Below are 13236 nucleotides of genomic sequence, written 5' to 3'. Positions count from 1 at the left end.
AACCGGAGCAACCATGAACAAGTACAAGAGCGACATGATCACCTGGGGCATGATGCTGCGAAAGGTGCCGTCCATTGCCAAGGCGCTACCTCGGGTGGTGCGAGGCATGAGGGCAGGGAACATCGACAACCCTGACCAACCCTGTGGACTGGGCTGGAGTTTCGAGCAGGCCACCCTGCGCAATCCCCAGGGGCCGGCCCTGTTGTATGGCGATCGGGTACTCAGTTACTCCCAGGTCAATCAATGGGCCAACCGCATCGCTGCTTACCTGCGGGAGCAGGGCATCGGCAAGGGCGATGTACTGGCGATTTTCATCGAGAATCGCCCTGAGCTGCTGGTCACGGTGCTGGCGGTGGCCAAGCTTGGCGGGATCTGCGCGATGCTCAACACCGCGCAGACCCAAAGCGTGCTGGCACACAGCCTGGAACTGGTGAAGCCGGTGGGCATCATGGTCGGTGGTGAGTTGCTGGCGGCTTTTTCCGCAGTACGCGATCAAGTGGATATCGATCCGGCTCGCACCTGGTTCGTGGCCGATCAGGACACCTTCGTCGACCCTGGACCGACTCCGCAGGACCTGGTCAACCTGATGGCCGAGAGCGCCGGTTATCCAGCGGACAATCTGCTGCAGACCCAGCGCATCTTCTTCAACGACCCTTGTTTCTACATCTATACGTCCGGCACCACGGGCCTGCCCAAGGCGGGGATTTTCAAGCATGGGCGCTGGATGCGCACCTCTGCCGGTTTCGGCACCATCGCCCTGGATATGCAGCCCGGCGACGTGGTGTATTGCACCTTGCCGCTGTACCACGCCACCGGACTGTGCGTCTGCTGGGGCTCGGCCATCACCGGCGCCTCGGGGTTCGCCATTCGCCGCAAGTTCAGCGCCAGTCAGTTCTGGGACGATGCGCGTCGGTTCAAGGCGACGACTGTGGGCTATGTCGGTGAATTGTGTCGCTACCTGATCGATCAGCCCAGCACTGCCCGGGATACCGAGCATGGCGTGTTGAAGATGATCGGCAATGGCCTGCGTCCGGGAGTCTGGAGCGAGTTCAAGCAGCGTTTCGGCATCGGTCATGTCTGTGAGCTGTACGCGGCCAGCGACGGCAATATCGGCTTCAGCAATATCCTCAACTTCGACAACACCGTGGGTTTTTCCCTGATCCCCTGGGCATTGGTGGAGTACGCCCACGACACCGGGGCGCCATTGCGCAACAGCCAGGGCTTCATGCAGAAGGTCGCCAAGGGCGGTCAGGGCCTGCTGTTGGCGAAGATCGACGACAAGGCGCCGCTGGATGGCTACACCGATCCGGAAAAGAACCTCAAGGTGATCCTCAAGGATGTGTTCGAGAAGGGCGATTGCTACTTCAACACCGGTGACTTGCTGCGCGACATCGGTTTTGGCCATGTGCAGTTCGTCGATCGGCTGGGGGACACCTATCGTTGGAAGGGCGAGAACGTCTCCACCACCGAGGTGGAAAACATTCTCCTGGGGCACCCGCAAGTGGCCGAGGTGGTGGCCTATGGCGTCGAAATCCATAACACCAACGGCCGTGCCGGAATGGTGGCTATTACCCCGGCGGAGTCGCTGGCAACCCTGGATTTCAGTGAGTTGTTGCAATATGCCAGACAGCAGCTTCCGGCTTACGCGGTGCCGCTGTTCCTGCGGATCAAGGTGAAAATGGACACCACTGGCACCTTCAAATATCAGAAGAGCCGACTCAAGGAGCAGGCGTTCGACCTCGAACGGGTCGGCGACGATCCGGTCTATGCCTGGCTTCCCGGGTCGGATACCTATGTGCAACTGACCCCGCAGATTTTTGCCGATATCCAGGGCGGGCGTCTGCGTTATTGATTCTGCCTATGGCGGCTCTTGGGAAAAAAGGGATGACAGGCTGCGGCCGGCTTGGGGAAACTAGCGCCTTTCCGATTTGCCGAACCTGGAGTTTCCGATGACCGACAAAAGCCGCCAGATGACTGAAGAAGAGGCCGCCCAGTTTGTCGAACAGGTATTCAACGTGGCCCGTCAGGGCGACGCACAGATGCTCGACAAGCTGGCGGCCAGTGGCCTGCCGGTCAACCTGCGCAACCACAAGGGTGACACCTTGCTGATGCTGGCCGCCTATCACGGGCATGTGGACGCCGTGCAGGTGCTGCTCAAGCACCAGGCCGATCCCGAGATTCGCAACGACAATGGCCAGAGCCCGATCGCCGGCGCCGCCTTCAAGGGCGACCTGGCGGTGGTCAAGGCCCTGGTGGAAGGCGGAGCTCAAGTGGAAGGTTCGTCCTTTGACGGGCGTACCGCGCTGATGATGGCAGCGATGTTCAACCGCACGGAAATCGTCACTTACCTGATCAGCCAGGGCGCCGATCCCAAGGCTTGCGACAGCAATGGTGTCAGTGCCCTGGAAGCCGCCAAGACCATGGGTGCGCAGGACACTGCCGCACAGCTGGAAAAACTCCTGGCCTGAGCCGTCAAGGTTCGAGGGGTGAGGGCGCCAGGCCCGCGTCACAGGCGTAGGTCTGGGGGCGCACTTTAGGCTATCCTTCGCGCCCTCGAATTTCCTTGTCTTCAGGATGTCCCCATGAAAACCGCCCTTATCGAACTCATCAGCAAAATCAGCTCCGGGTGCATGGGCGATGCCGAGATCCAGCAGATCGCCGACGAAGCGGCCCAGGCCTACGCCGATCCCCAGGCGTTCCTGGCGGCCAATCCGGACATCAACTACGACGACAGCTTCCCCATTCCCCTGGGCGAGTGGGTGGTGGTCGGCAGCCTGCCGGAGACTGTGCTGTTTCAGGCCGACACTTATGTTGATCTGTTCGCACAGATCGTCGCGTCTTTCGGCAAGGACGTGCCTTTCAACATCAAGCCCAAGCAGTTGGCGAAGATCGAAGCCTTGACGGCCTTGAACCGCATCCAGATCCAGATGGGCAGCATGAACCCGGAAAACGGCGGCTATGTGCTGATGAATTTCAGCCAGTTGCTGGATGACGAACTGCAGATGGTGCTGGTCTACGGCAATGACCTGCCGCGAGTGCTGGAGTTGTGTGCCGAAGTCGGTATCGCCGCAGCGCCGGCCCTGGAAGCGTTGAAGATTGCCGTGCACGTCTGAATCCGCCATAGCGGTGGAATAAAACGGAACCCTGATTCAGCGCGACTATCCTAAAGAGGCACACCTTCATTTGGGAGCGACACCATGGGTTCCACCTTCAATGGCCTGGTTGGCCTGATCATTCTGGCCCTGGATATCTGGGCCATCATCAACGTGCTGAAAAGCAGCGCTGAAACCGGGATGAAGATTGTCTGGGTGTTGTTGATCATCTTCCTTCCCGTACTTGGGTTGATCATCTGGGCCATTGCCGGTCCCCGAGGTAATGTCAGGCTCTGAACCAGGACACGTGACGAACAGCCCCGGCATCATGGCCGGCGATGGAAAAAAAGGGCCGCCAGGCCCTTTTTTGTGTGACTAAACATGCGTTGAACGAAATTTTCACAAGGCCTCAAAGACAATTCGCCGGCGTTTTTCCCCTGGTGCGAATCCCGGCAATCTGTTGTTCCAGAGCCGTAGGAGCTGGGCTTGTGGGGAGCGCCCACTAATCAATGGCAATGCCTTCAGTGATCGTGCAACATCTGCGCACCGCGTAATCCCCGTCGCCCTGGCGACAAAAAGAGGGCAGAACGCCACTTTTTCTCTGCAACTTAAACTTCCAATGGGTCCTAAAACCACATGGCAAACTCGGATGCCCTGAGTCAGCAGCGATCCTCGAATCGCCTGCTGCAACCGACCGTCAAATCCCATCTGGCCTACACGCTGCTGTGCGCGCTGGTCATGATGGTGATGTTTTCTTTGTTGCGCGTCGCGCTGTTGGTCTACAACCGCGAGATGATTCTCGACACCCCGGCTTCGACCTTCCTCGAAGCGTTTGCCAATGGGCTGCGTTTTGACCTGCGGCTGGTGGTCTACCTCAGCGTACCGCTGGTGCTGGCCATGCTCAGTGCCCGGGCCATGGCGGCTCGCGGGCTGCTGCGCTTGTGGCTGACGGTGACCTCCAGCATTGCCTTGTTCCTTGGCCTGATGGAGATGGATTTCTACCGTGAGTTCCACCAGCGTCTCAACGGTCTGGTCTTCCAGTATGTGAAGGAGGACCCGAAAACCGTGATGAGCATGCTCTGGTACGGTTTCCCTGTGGTTCGCTACCTGCTGGCCTGGGTCGTGGGAGCCTGGATCCTCAGCCTGGCGTTCAAGTGGGCCGACCGTGCCACTCGGCCTCGCGGTCCGTTCAGCGGTGGCAATGTCGGCGCACGCCAGGTTGCGCCCTGGTATGCACGTATTGCGGTATTCGTGGTCTGCCTGCTGATCTGTGTGGTGGCGGCTCGTGGCACCCTGCGCCAGGGTCCGCCGATGCGTTGGGGGGATGTCTACACCACCGAATCGAACTTCGCCAACCAGCTGGGCCTCAACGGCACCCTGCAGTTGATGGCGGCAGCCAAGGATCGCTTCTCCGAAGACCGCACCAATATCTGGAAGGCGAGCTTGCCTCAGCCGTTGGCTCAACAGACCGTACGCGACATGCTGCTGGTGCCGAACGACAAACTGGTGGATGCGGACATCGCCGCCGTGCGCCGTAATTACACGCCGGATGCGGACAAGACCCTGCCGATCAAGAACGTCGTGGTGATCCTGATGGAAAGCTTCGCCGGGCATTCGGTGGGCGCGCTGGGACGTCCTGGGGAGATCACTCCCTACTTCGACAAACTGTCGACACAAGGCCTGCTGTTCGACCGCTTCTTCTCCAATGGCACCCATACCCACCAGGGCATGTTCGCCACCATGGCCTGCTTCCCCAACCTGCCGGGCTTTGAATACCTGATGCAGACCCCGGAAGGCAGCCACAAACTGTCTGGCCTGCCGCAGCTGCTGAGCGCCCGCCAGTATGACGATGTGTATGTCTACAACGGTGATTTTGCCTGGGACAACCAGTCGGGGTTCTTCAGCAACCAGGGCATGACCAACTTCATTGGTCGCAATGACTTCGTCAATCCGGTGTTCTCCGACCCGACCTGGGGTGTGTCCGACCAAGACATGTTCAACCGTGGCCTGGAAGAGTTGAAGGCCCGTGAAGGCAAGGGGCCGTTCTACGCCCTGCTGCAGACCCTGTCCAACCACACCCCGTACGCATTGCCGACGCCATTGCCCGTGGAGAAGGTCACCGACCGCGGTAGCCTCAATGAGCACTTGACCGCCATGCGCTATTCCGACTGGGCGTTGGGCCAGTTCTTCGAGAAGGCGAGCAAGGAGCCGTACTTCAAGGAGACGCTGTTCGTCGTGGTCGGCGATCACGGTTTCGGCAACGAGCAACAGATCACCGAAATGGACCTGGGTCGTTTCAACGTGCCGATGCTGATGATTGCACCCGGTATCCAGGAGAAGTTCGGCCAGCGCGACCACACCGTGGGCACGCAGATCGATATCGTGCCCACCATCATGGGCCGCCTCGGTGGTGATGTGTTGCACCAGTGCTGGGGGCGTGACCTGCTCAACCTGCCCGAAGGCGACAAGGGCTTTGGCGTGGTCAAACCGTCGGGCAGCGATCAGACCGTGGCGCTGCTGACGGCGGATCGGGTGCTGGTCCTGCCCAAGGAAATGCCGCCCAGGCTGTACAAGTACGAGCTGGGTGCAACCCCTGGCGGCGAGCTGATTTCCGGAGCCGCCGATGAGGCGCAGCTCAAGCAGAAGCTGGAATCCTTCCTGCAGACGGCGACCAAGAGCCTGATCGACAACACCGCCGGCGTGGTCAACGGCAAGCCGGATTGACCCTTGGACTTGTCGGCGCTTGTAGAGCGTTGGCAAGACCTTGCTGATAAAGAAAACACCCCTGATGGGGTGTTTTTTTTTGCCTGTCGACAGATGAGGCCATTGATTTGTCTTGAGGTATTTCCCGTTCTTCTTGGGAAAAGTTTCTCGGTGAGTAGTCGATTTCTCGCGTTTAAATGGGAAATTTCTTGGATTTTAGGATTCATCTGATGTTAGCCGATACAACAGACTGTAATGATCGCATCCGCTTCGGCCCGGACGGATACGCACAAAGCTCCAGATCTGGCACGCAGCATTGATTGTTGAATGGTGTGGTCGGCAGTACGCCACGATGATGGGTAAATGGAGAATTAAATGAAAAAGTTTCGTTTGGCGGCGGGTGTTGTATCGGCTCTATTCTTCGCGGCAAACAGTGCTTTTGCATATGATGTGCTGCTTACATTTGAGGGTAAGGTTGTACCCACGACATGTAAGGTAGACGGGCTTTCTGAAATTAAACTTAATCCTGTGAGTACAAGTGCTCTTAAAAGCTCGGGTGATTTTGCAGGTGCGAGTCCTTTTACTATTCATGTGTCGGGGTGTGATGCTACTAAGTTAAAAGGAAAGTTTAGTTTTGAATTTCCTAAAGTGGACGCTAAAACAGGCGCTCTTATAAACAGTGCTCCCGGTGGTTCCACGGCTCAGATCCAACTGCTTGATCATGGAAGTAATCCTATTCATCTACTGGCCTCGTTTGCTCAAGAGCCGTTTGCGCCCGTGGTTGCAAATGAAAGTGAGGCGCGATTTGCATTCGCTGCTCGGTACTTGGCAGGTGAAGACCCAGTGACTGCAGGGGACGTTAAAGCCGAACTGACCTTTGATCTTGTTTACGAGTGAAATCAAAGCCTTGAAGCCTGAGCTTCGAGGCTTAATCCTGTGAGCGATAGAGTCCATGTTTTGTTGTTTCATTTCACGTCTGATCACTTGTATCGCTATTTTGCTGTGTTCTCTATCCGTCCAGGCCAGCGTGGTGGTTGATGCCACGCGAATTGTCTATCCAGCCAAGGAGCGCGAAGTTTCTCTCAGGCTGAGCAATCAGGGGCAACAAGCGGCGCTGGTACAGACCTGGATCGACGATGGTCGCGTCGATGCCAAGCCGGATGAGGTGGATACACCTTTCATGGTGATGCCGCCCATGGTGCGGATCGATCCCGACAAGGGGCAGTCGCTGCGGATTGCCTTTGTACCGTCAACTCATTTGCCGAAGGATCGCGAGTCGGTGTTCTGGCTCAATGTGCTGGATGTACCCCCACTGGCGAGTGCGCAGGTCGGCAATCACATGCAATTGGCGTTTCGTACGCGTCTGAAGTTGTTTTTCCGCCCTGCGGATCTTCCGGGAAGTTCCACTGAAAGCGCGGAGAAACTGCGCTGGAATTTATCCAGGTCTGGCAAGGACACTGTCTTGCAGGTGCACAATGATGGAGCCTTTCATGTGTCTTTCAAGTCGGTTGAGTTAAAGCTCAAAGATGGTCGGGCTTTAACAGTAGAAAGTCATATGGTCGCTCCAAAATCATCTGCTGATTTTGTTTTTGAACAAACACCCAAAGCCTCGGAGGTCGGGGGGGGTGTGATGTACGAATGGATAAACGATTTTGGAGTCAATATGCGCGTTGAGGCCAAGCTGCAACAGTAAAATACTCCAGAAAAAGCTCTTGGTTTTATCCCCTGCTTAATGTTCGTGCCGAGGCATTTGCCTCGGTATTTTCGTCATTGACCCATCGTACTGACTGTTCGGGCAGGTTAGATGAGTGCTTTGTCAAAAAAGTTGCTGTTACTTGTGAGTTGCGTACTTGCTTGCTCTAGAAAGTGTTTGGTTGTGCGTGATGGTTTTATTCTGGGCAGCATGACGCTGATCGGAACGTGGATGGTTATTGATGTCAGCGCGGCTGACGAGCCGATTCGTTTCAATCCGGCGTTCTTTGGCAACAGTCGTGGAGAAACGCTGGACCTGTCCAGGTATGAGCAAGGTAATCCGCTGACGCCCGGGACTTATCGCCTTGATGTGTATCTCAATCAAAACCGGGTTGGGACTCAAGAGATCCTGCTCAGGACTGTGGCCGATGGTTCAAGGGTCGAGCCCTGCCTGCCACCCGCTTTGCTGGAGCAACTGGGCGTTGATTTCACCCGGCTGCCCGAGGACCAGGCCAACCGGGCCCGCGCCGCCGAGTGCCTGGGGCCCGACGAAATGGTGCCTCAGGGGCGCCTGGAAGTGGACATGGCCGACTTGCGCGCTGATCTGTCCATTCCTCAGTTGTACCTGAGCCGGACCCAGCGCGGTTATGTGTCTCCCAAAGAGTGGGATGCGGGGGTCAATGCAGGCTTTCTCGGCTACAGCAACAACCTGTCCGAGAACCGTAGCAACGGACAGCGCAGTCGCCAGTTTTATAGCGGCCTCAATACGGGGCTCAACCTGGGCCAATGGCGCCTGCGACACAATGGCTCCTACAGTTATGACGATCAGTCAGGTTCCGGCGGTCGCAGCCAGTACAACGCCTTGAGCAGCTATGTGCAGCGCGATATCACCGCGGCCCAGGCCCAGCTGACCCTGGGGGAGTTCTATACCCCCGGCAGTCTGTTCGACAGTTTTTCCTTTACCGGCGTACAACTGCGCAGCGATGAGCGCATGTTGCCTGATTCGATGCGTGGGTTTGCGCCCGTGGTGCGTGGCGTCGCCGATACCACCGCCAAGGTCAGCGTGCGCCAGGGCCAGAACCTGTTGCATGAAACTACGGTGCCCCCGGGGCCGTTTGCCATCGATGACCTGAACAGCGCCGGTTACGCCGGTGACCTCAATGTCACCATCACCGAAGCCGATGGGCGGACCAAAAGTTTTGTGGTGCCCTATGCCTCGATGGCCCAGTTACTGCGACCCGGCAGTTCGCGCTTCAGCCTGAGCGCCGGCCGCTACCGCGATGACAGCCTGGATACGCTGCCCGGTTTTGTCCAGGGAACCTATCAGTACGGCTTGTCTAATCTGTGGACCGGTTATGGCGGCAGTATCCTGGCTCAGGATTATCGAGCGTGGCAGGGCGGCGTGGCCTTGAGCACTTCCCTGGGAGCGGTGGCGCTGGATCTGACCCATTCCCAGGCCTCGGGCTTGAACGATTCAGAGGCTGACGGCCCTACGCAACTCAGTGGTCGCAGCCTGCGCTTGTCGTACAACAAGCTGATTGAAACCACTGCCACCAACTTCAGCGTGGCGGCCTATCGGTTCTCCAGTGAGGGTTATCTGAACTTCGACGAGTACGCTCGCCTGCGGGACAGCCCGTCGCAAGACCGGTCGTTCAAGCAACGCAGTCGGCTGCAGTTGAGCCTGAGCCAGCCGATAGGCGAGCGCATGGGGCAGCTGAACTTTTCCGGTCTGGCGCAGGATTACTGGCGTCGCGATCAGGGGCGGGATCTGAGCTATCAGGTGGGGTACTCCAACAGTTACAGCTGGGGGAGTTTCAGTTTCAGCGCCGCCCGCACCCGCAGCGGAGGGGGCAGCATGGACAATCAATACCTGCTCAGTATCAGTTTGCCTCTGGGACGCAGCCGCTATTCACCCTACCTGAGCTCGTCCATCAACTACGACGGCAGCGGCAATCACGGCGTCAATAGCTCCTTGAGTGGCAGTCTCGGCGAAAACGCCCAGGTCGGTTACAGCCTCTACGGCTCACGTGATCGTTATGCGGGGCAAAGCAACAGCAACTATGGCGGCAACCTGCGTTATGACGCGGCCCATGCCAACTACAACCTGAGCGCCAGCCGTGGCCAGAACTATCAGCAAGCCAGCTTCGCCATGCAAGGCACCCTGGTCGCCCACCCGGGCGGCATCAACGCCACTTCGGGGCAGGGCGAAACCATGGCCGTGCTCGAAGCCGCCGGGGCCAAAGGGGCTCAGGTCCTGAGTAACGCCAACACGCGGATCGCTGATAACGGTTATGCAGTCGTGACCGGACTTACGCCTTATCGACGCAACGATATGGCCCTGGACCCTAAGGGCACTTCCCGGGATGTCGAGTTGGAGATGACCTCGCAACAGACAGCTCCGCGTGCGGGGGCGGTGGTCATGTTGCGTTATCCGACCGTGGTGGGGACGGCCGTGCTGCTCAAACTGGTACGCGATGATGGCCAGATGATTCCCTTGGGCGCGCAAGTTCTCGGTGCCAATGGGGAGGTGTTGACGCAGGTCGGACAGGGCGGCCGAGCCTTTGTTCGGGGGTTGGAAGGTCAGGGCCAGTTGTTGATTCAGTGGGGGGCAGGGCAGAGTTGTCTGGCCTCTTATCGCATGCCCACCGACCCCTCCTCGAATGACGAGTATTACCAGCAATTGGAGTTGCCCTGCCATAAGGGCGGCGCAATCTTAAACAGGTAGGTATTGGATGAATATCAAAGTCCTGCTCAACAATCGGTGGTCCTTAATCGCGTGGTTACTGCTTGCCACCATTTATGGCAATCACGCTCTGGCCACATGCACCGGAAAACCATTGTCGACCCCCTTCACCAGTGCCGACTTCGCCATGCTCAAGCCTCCGCGCGATATTCCGGTGGGCAGCACTATCCTGGTCAAGGAGATAGACCAGGGCAACACCACCATGACCTGTAGTGGCAACGGGCTCTGGTTTGACTACGGCTTTGTCGGGGGCGCCACCAAGACCGCCTTTGAGCATGTCTATGAGACGGGAGTGCCGGGGATTGGCATGCGGATCTACTGGTACAACGAGGGCGGTGTTTACATGGGATGGCCCAGGTTCGAGCGTCGGTTGAACCCCACCACCTATTCACCGCCGCATAAGTTCAGGTTCGAACTGGTGAAGACCGGCACCATCAGCTCGGGAAAGTTCATCGATCACAAGATCGAGATTTATTATCACAACCAATTGAGCAATAAGATTTCGTTCAATAACGTGTCCTACACCGCTCAGAGCAGGGGTTGTACTGTCGCCCGTCCGGTGCAAACGGTCACCATGCCCACTGTTCCACTGGGCAAGTTCAAGCCGAATCCCACTCCGATCGGCCCCAAGTCGTTTGCGATCGATCTTAAGTGTGACAAAGGCGTCAAGGTTGCCTATTACATCACCGGGCTCAATACCGACCTGCATATTTTAAAAAACAGCGTGGGTAAACGCATGGCCAAGGGCGTGGGCCTGATCCTGGTTCAAGGTGATGCCAGCAGCCAGACCCAGCAAATGTTTAGCACCCGCACTGAGTTCAAGACTTCGCAAACTACTGTCGATGACGAAAGACTCAGTATCCCGCTCACTGCCTTTTACATTCAGTACGGTCCGGAAGTAACGGCAGGCGATGTCCTGACCAACGCCACGGTGACGTTCATGTATGAATGAACGGGGGTTCTTCACTCGTCTGTGAACCCTGCCCAGCGTCCTGTCGTCAGGACGCTGGCTGTTTCAGTAGTCAGTTCACGCTAAAGCGGTCTGGCTGATTCAAATCCTGCCCAGCAGCAATAACACCAAGAGCACCACCAGCACGACGCCGATGATTCCCGAAGGGCCATAACCCCAACTTCTGGAGTGAGGGAATACAGGCAGGCCGCCAATCAGCAGCAAAATCAGAATGACGATCAGAATGGTGCCCATGGTGGTTTCCTTGAATTGAATAGAGTTGAACAACGCAGTTGTTCAAGGACAACTTGGCTTTATGAATAAAGCCAAGCGCTTAATAAATCCGACTCTGCGCCTATCGAGATAATTCCAAATTTTTTAATGCATTGCGCTGCCCGGGTTATTTCCTTTGCGTCTGTCATCGATCGCGCGGCAGCGTGCACCCGGCCAGCGGTTTGCCCGGGGCATTCAGCAGCCTGATGGTGCGTGGGTGGCGCAGGGGCCTTCGCTACACTGCGGCCCATCTTCCCCGGAACAACAAGGCAACTCTTATGCACAATCGCATGATGATCACTGGCGCCGGCTCTGGCCTGGGTCGCGAAATCGCTTTGCGCTGGGCCCGCGATGGCTGGCGGCTGGCCTTGTCCGATGTCAGCGAAGCGGGCCTGCAGGAAACCCTGAAGCAGGTACGCGCCGCCGGTGGCGACGGTTTCGTGCAGCGTTGCGATGTGCGTGATTACAGCCAGTTGACCGCCTTTGCCCAGGCTTGCGAAGTGAAGTTTGGCGGCATCGACATCATCGTCAACAATGCTGGCGTGGCTTCGGGCGGGTTCTTCGGCGAGCTGTCCCTGGAGGATTGGGACTGGCAGATCGCGATCAACCTGATGGGCGTGGTCAAGGGCTGCAAGGCCTTTCTGCCGCTGCTGGAACAGAGCAAGGGCAAGATCATCAATATCGCCTCCATGGCCGCCTTGATGCAGGGCCCGGCCATGAGCAACTACAACGTGGCCAAGGCCGGAGTGGTGGCGCTGTCCGAGAGCCTGCTGGTCGAGCTGGCGCAGCAGGAAATCGGCGTGCACGTGGTCTGCCCGTCGTTCTTCCAGACTAACCTGCTGGATTCCTTCCGTGGTCCGACCCCGGCCATGAAGGCCCAGGTGGGCAAATTGCTGGAAAGCTCGCCGATTACCGCCGCCCAGATTGCCGATTACATCCACACCCAGGTCAACGCCGGCCAGTTCATGATCCTCCCCCACGAGCAGGGGCGCATGGCCTGGGCCCTGAAGCAGAAAAACCCTCAGGCGCTGTACGACGAAATGACCCAGATGGCGGACAAGATGCGCGCCAAGGCCAAACAAGGGGCCCACTGAGCTTGCTCCACCCCCTTGGCCTCGTTAGGGTTGCCGGCACCTGGCAATCCTGACGAGACCTTGCATGCTCAATTACCTGTGGTTCTTCCTCGCCGCGCTGTTTGAAATCGCCGGCTGCTATGCCTTCTGGATGTGGCTGCGCCAGGGCAAGAGCGCCTTGTGGGTGATTCCCGCCCTGATCAGCCTGACCCTGTTCGCCCTGTTGCTGACCAAAGTCGAAGCCAGTTACGCCGGACGCGCCTATGCCGCCTACGGTGGCATCTACATCGTTGCGTCCATTGGCTGGCTGGCGGTGGTGGAGCGGGTGCGGCCCCTGGGCTCGGACTGGCTGGGGCTGGCACTGTGTGTGATCGGGGCCAGTGTGATTCTGTTCGGCCCGCGCTTTTCCAACGGTTGAGCATCCCGGCCCAAAGGTTTGGGCCGGTCCAGGCATCAGTCGAACAGCTCCTTGGGCACGTCGTGCTTGAGCATCAACTGGCACTGTTCGCTGTCCGGATCGAAAACGATCACCGCCTGGCCCTTGCTCAGGGCCTGACGAACCCGCAGCACGCGGGTTTCCAGAGGCGTCTCATCGCCGTTATCGGTGCCCTCGCGGGTGACGAAGTCTTCGATCAGACGGGTCAGGGTGTCGACTTCAAGTTGGTCGTGGGGAATCAGCATGGGGGGCCTCCGAAAAACAATCCCGGATGC

13 protein-coding genes are annotated in these 13236 nt (G+C 58.0%); 11 read left to right on the top strand and 2 right to left on the bottom strand.

What is annotated here, in order from left to right; translation table 11 throughout:
- Positions 1–13 precede the first annotated feature (13 nt).
- The 9 genes from DWF74_RS06970 (at position 14) to DWF74_RS06930 (ending at position 11182) form a co-directional block, all read left to right on the top strand.
- Positions 14–1852, top strand: a complete 1839-nt coding sequence (locus DWF74_RS06970; protein WP_115580668.1) for a long-chain-acyl-CoA synthetase — start codon at positions 14–16, stop codon at positions 1850–1852.
- A 97-nt stretch (positions 1853–1949) separates the two neighbouring features.
- Positions 1950–2468, top strand: coding sequence for an ankyrin repeat domain-containing protein (locus DWF74_RS06965; protein WP_102860819.1), 519 nt, complete (start codon positions 1950–1952; stop codon positions 2466–2468).
- 114 nt (positions 2469–2582) lie between these two features.
- Positions 2583–3113, top strand: coding sequence for a hypothetical protein (locus tag DWF74_RS06960; protein ID WP_102860820.1), 531 nt, complete (start codon positions 2583–2585; stop codon positions 3111–3113).
- An 84-nt stretch (positions 3114–3197) separates the two neighbouring features.
- On the top strand, positions 3198–3389 hold the full coding sequence (locus DWF74_RS06955) for a PLDc N-terminal domain-containing protein (RefSeq protein WP_102860821.1): 192 nt from the start codon (positions 3198–3200) through the stop codon (positions 3387–3389).
- A 339-nt stretch (positions 3390–3728) separates the two neighbouring features.
- Positions 3729–5816, top strand: a complete 2088-nt coding sequence (locus DWF74_RS06950; RefSeq protein WP_115580667.1) for an LTA synthase family protein — start codon at positions 3729–3731, stop codon at positions 5814–5816.
- Between the two features lie 354 nt (positions 5817–6170).
- Positions 6171–6692: a fimbrial protein gene (locus tag DWF74_RS06945; protein ID WP_082729923.1), complete on the top strand. Its 522-nt coding sequence runs from the start codon at positions 6171–6173 to the stop codon at positions 6690–6692.
- Positions 6693–6747: 55 nt separating this feature from the next.
- Positions 6748–7488 (top strand): fimbria/pilus periplasmic chaperone, encoded by a 741-nt coding sequence (locus DWF74_RS06940; RefSeq protein WP_115580666.1) that lies wholly within the window; start codon positions 6748–6750, stop codon positions 7486–7488.
- A gap of 231 nt (positions 7489–7719) precedes the next feature.
- Entirely contained in the window at positions 7720–10212 is a 2493-nt protein-coding gene (locus DWF74_RS06935; protein ID WP_240322033.1) for a fimbria/pilus outer membrane usher protein, read from the top strand.
- Between the two features lie 7 nt (positions 10213–10219).
- Positions 10220–11182 (top strand): fimbrial protein, encoded by a 963-nt coding sequence (locus DWF74_RS06930; protein WP_115580664.1) that lies wholly within the window; start codon positions 10220–10222, stop codon positions 11180–11182.
- Between the two features lie 99 nt (positions 11183–11281).
- Here DWF74_RS06930 and DWF74_RS06925 read toward each other — a convergent pair whose 3' ends face one another.
- Positions 11282–11434, bottom strand: a complete 153-nt coding sequence (locus tag DWF74_RS06925; RefSeq protein ID WP_007945780.1) for a DUF3309 family protein — start codon at positions 11432–11434, stop codon at positions 11282–11284.
- A gap of 296 nt (positions 11435–11730) precedes the next feature.
- On the opposite strand from DWF74_RS06925, the gene DWF74_RS06920 reads away from it, so the two are divergent.
- Positions 11731–12546 (top strand): SDR family oxidoreductase, encoded by an 816-nt coding sequence (locus tag DWF74_RS06920; protein WP_115580663.1) that lies wholly within the window; start codon positions 11731–11733, stop codon positions 12544–12546.
- Between the two features lie 64 nt (positions 12547–12610).
- Positions 12611–12943 (top strand): YnfA family protein, encoded by a 333-nt coding sequence (locus DWF74_RS06915; protein ID WP_060840471.1) that lies wholly within the window; start codon positions 12611–12613, stop codon positions 12941–12943.
- Positions 12944–12978: 35 nt separating this feature from the next.
- On the opposite strand, the gene DWF74_RS06910 is transcribed toward DWF74_RS06915, so the two are convergent.
- The gene (locus DWF74_RS06910; protein ID WP_025127101.1) at positions 12979–13206 is read right to left on the bottom strand and encodes a YheU family protein; all 228 of its coding nucleotides are present in this window, start codon (positions 13204–13206) and stop codon (positions 12979–12981) included.
- Positions 13207–13236: the final 30 nt, after the last annotated feature.

The sequence above is a fragment of the Pseudomonas protegens genome (assembly GCF_003363755.1).
Taxonomy (GTDB): Bacteria; Pseudomonadota; Gammaproteobacteria; order Pseudomonadales; family Pseudomonadaceae; genus Aquipseudomonas; species Aquipseudomonas danubii.
Note: the sequence above shows the minus strand (reverse complement) of the source record. Positions and strands in the feature narration are given on the sequence as shown.

Excerpts from the sequence above, each read along its gene's own strand:
- DWF74_RS06925 (WP_007945780.1), bottom strand. The coding sequence starts at position 11,434 with ATGGGCACCATTCTGATCGTCATTCTGATTTTGCTGCTGATTGGCGGC.
- DWF74_RS06920 (WP_115580663.1), top strand. The coding sequence starts at position 11,731 with ATGCACAATCGCATGATGATCACTGGCGCCGGCTCTGGCCTGGGTCGC.
- DWF74_RS06960 (WP_102860820.1), top strand. The coding sequence starts at position 2,583 with ATGAAAACCGCCCTTATCGAACTCATCAGCAAAATCAGCTCCGGGTGC.
- DWF74_RS06915 (WP_060840471.1), top strand. The coding sequence starts at position 12,611 with ATGCTCAATTACCTGTGGTTCTTCCTCGCCGCGCTGTTTGAAATCGCC.
- DWF74_RS06950 (WP_115580667.1), top strand. The coding sequence starts at position 3,729 with ATGGCAAACTCGGATGCCCTGAGTCAGCAGCGATCCTCGAATCGCCTG.
- DWF74_RS06945 (WP_082729923.1), top strand. The coding sequence starts at position 6,171 with ATGAAAAAGTTTCGTTTGGCGGCGGGTGTTGTATCGGCTCTATTCTTC.
- DWF74_RS06930 (WP_115580664.1), top strand. The coding sequence starts at position 10,220 with ATGAATATCAAAGTCCTGCTCAACAATCGGTGGTCCTTAATCGCGTGG.
- DWF74_RS06940 (WP_115580666.1), top strand. The coding sequence starts at position 6,748 with ATGTTTTGTTGTTTCATTTCACGTCTGATCACTTGTATCGCTATTTTG.
- DWF74_RS06935 (WP_240322033.1), top strand. The coding sequence starts at position 7,720 with ATGGTTATTGATGTCAGCGCGGCTGACGAGCCGATTCGTTTCAATCCG.
- DWF74_RS06965 (WP_102860819.1), top strand. The coding sequence starts at position 1,950 with ATGACCGACAAAAGCCGCCAGATGACTGAAGAAGAGGCCGCCCAGTTT.
- DWF74_RS06955 (WP_102860821.1), top strand. The coding sequence starts at position 3,198 with ATGGGTTCCACCTTCAATGGCCTGGTTGGCCTGATCATTCTGGCCCTG.
- DWF74_RS06910 (WP_025127101.1), bottom strand. The coding sequence starts at position 13,206 with ATGCTGATTCCCCACGACCAACTTGAAGTCGACACCCTGACCCGTCTG.
- DWF74_RS06970 (WP_115580668.1), top strand. The coding sequence starts at position 14 with ATGAACAAGTACAAGAGCGACATGATCACCTGGGGCATGATGCTGCGA.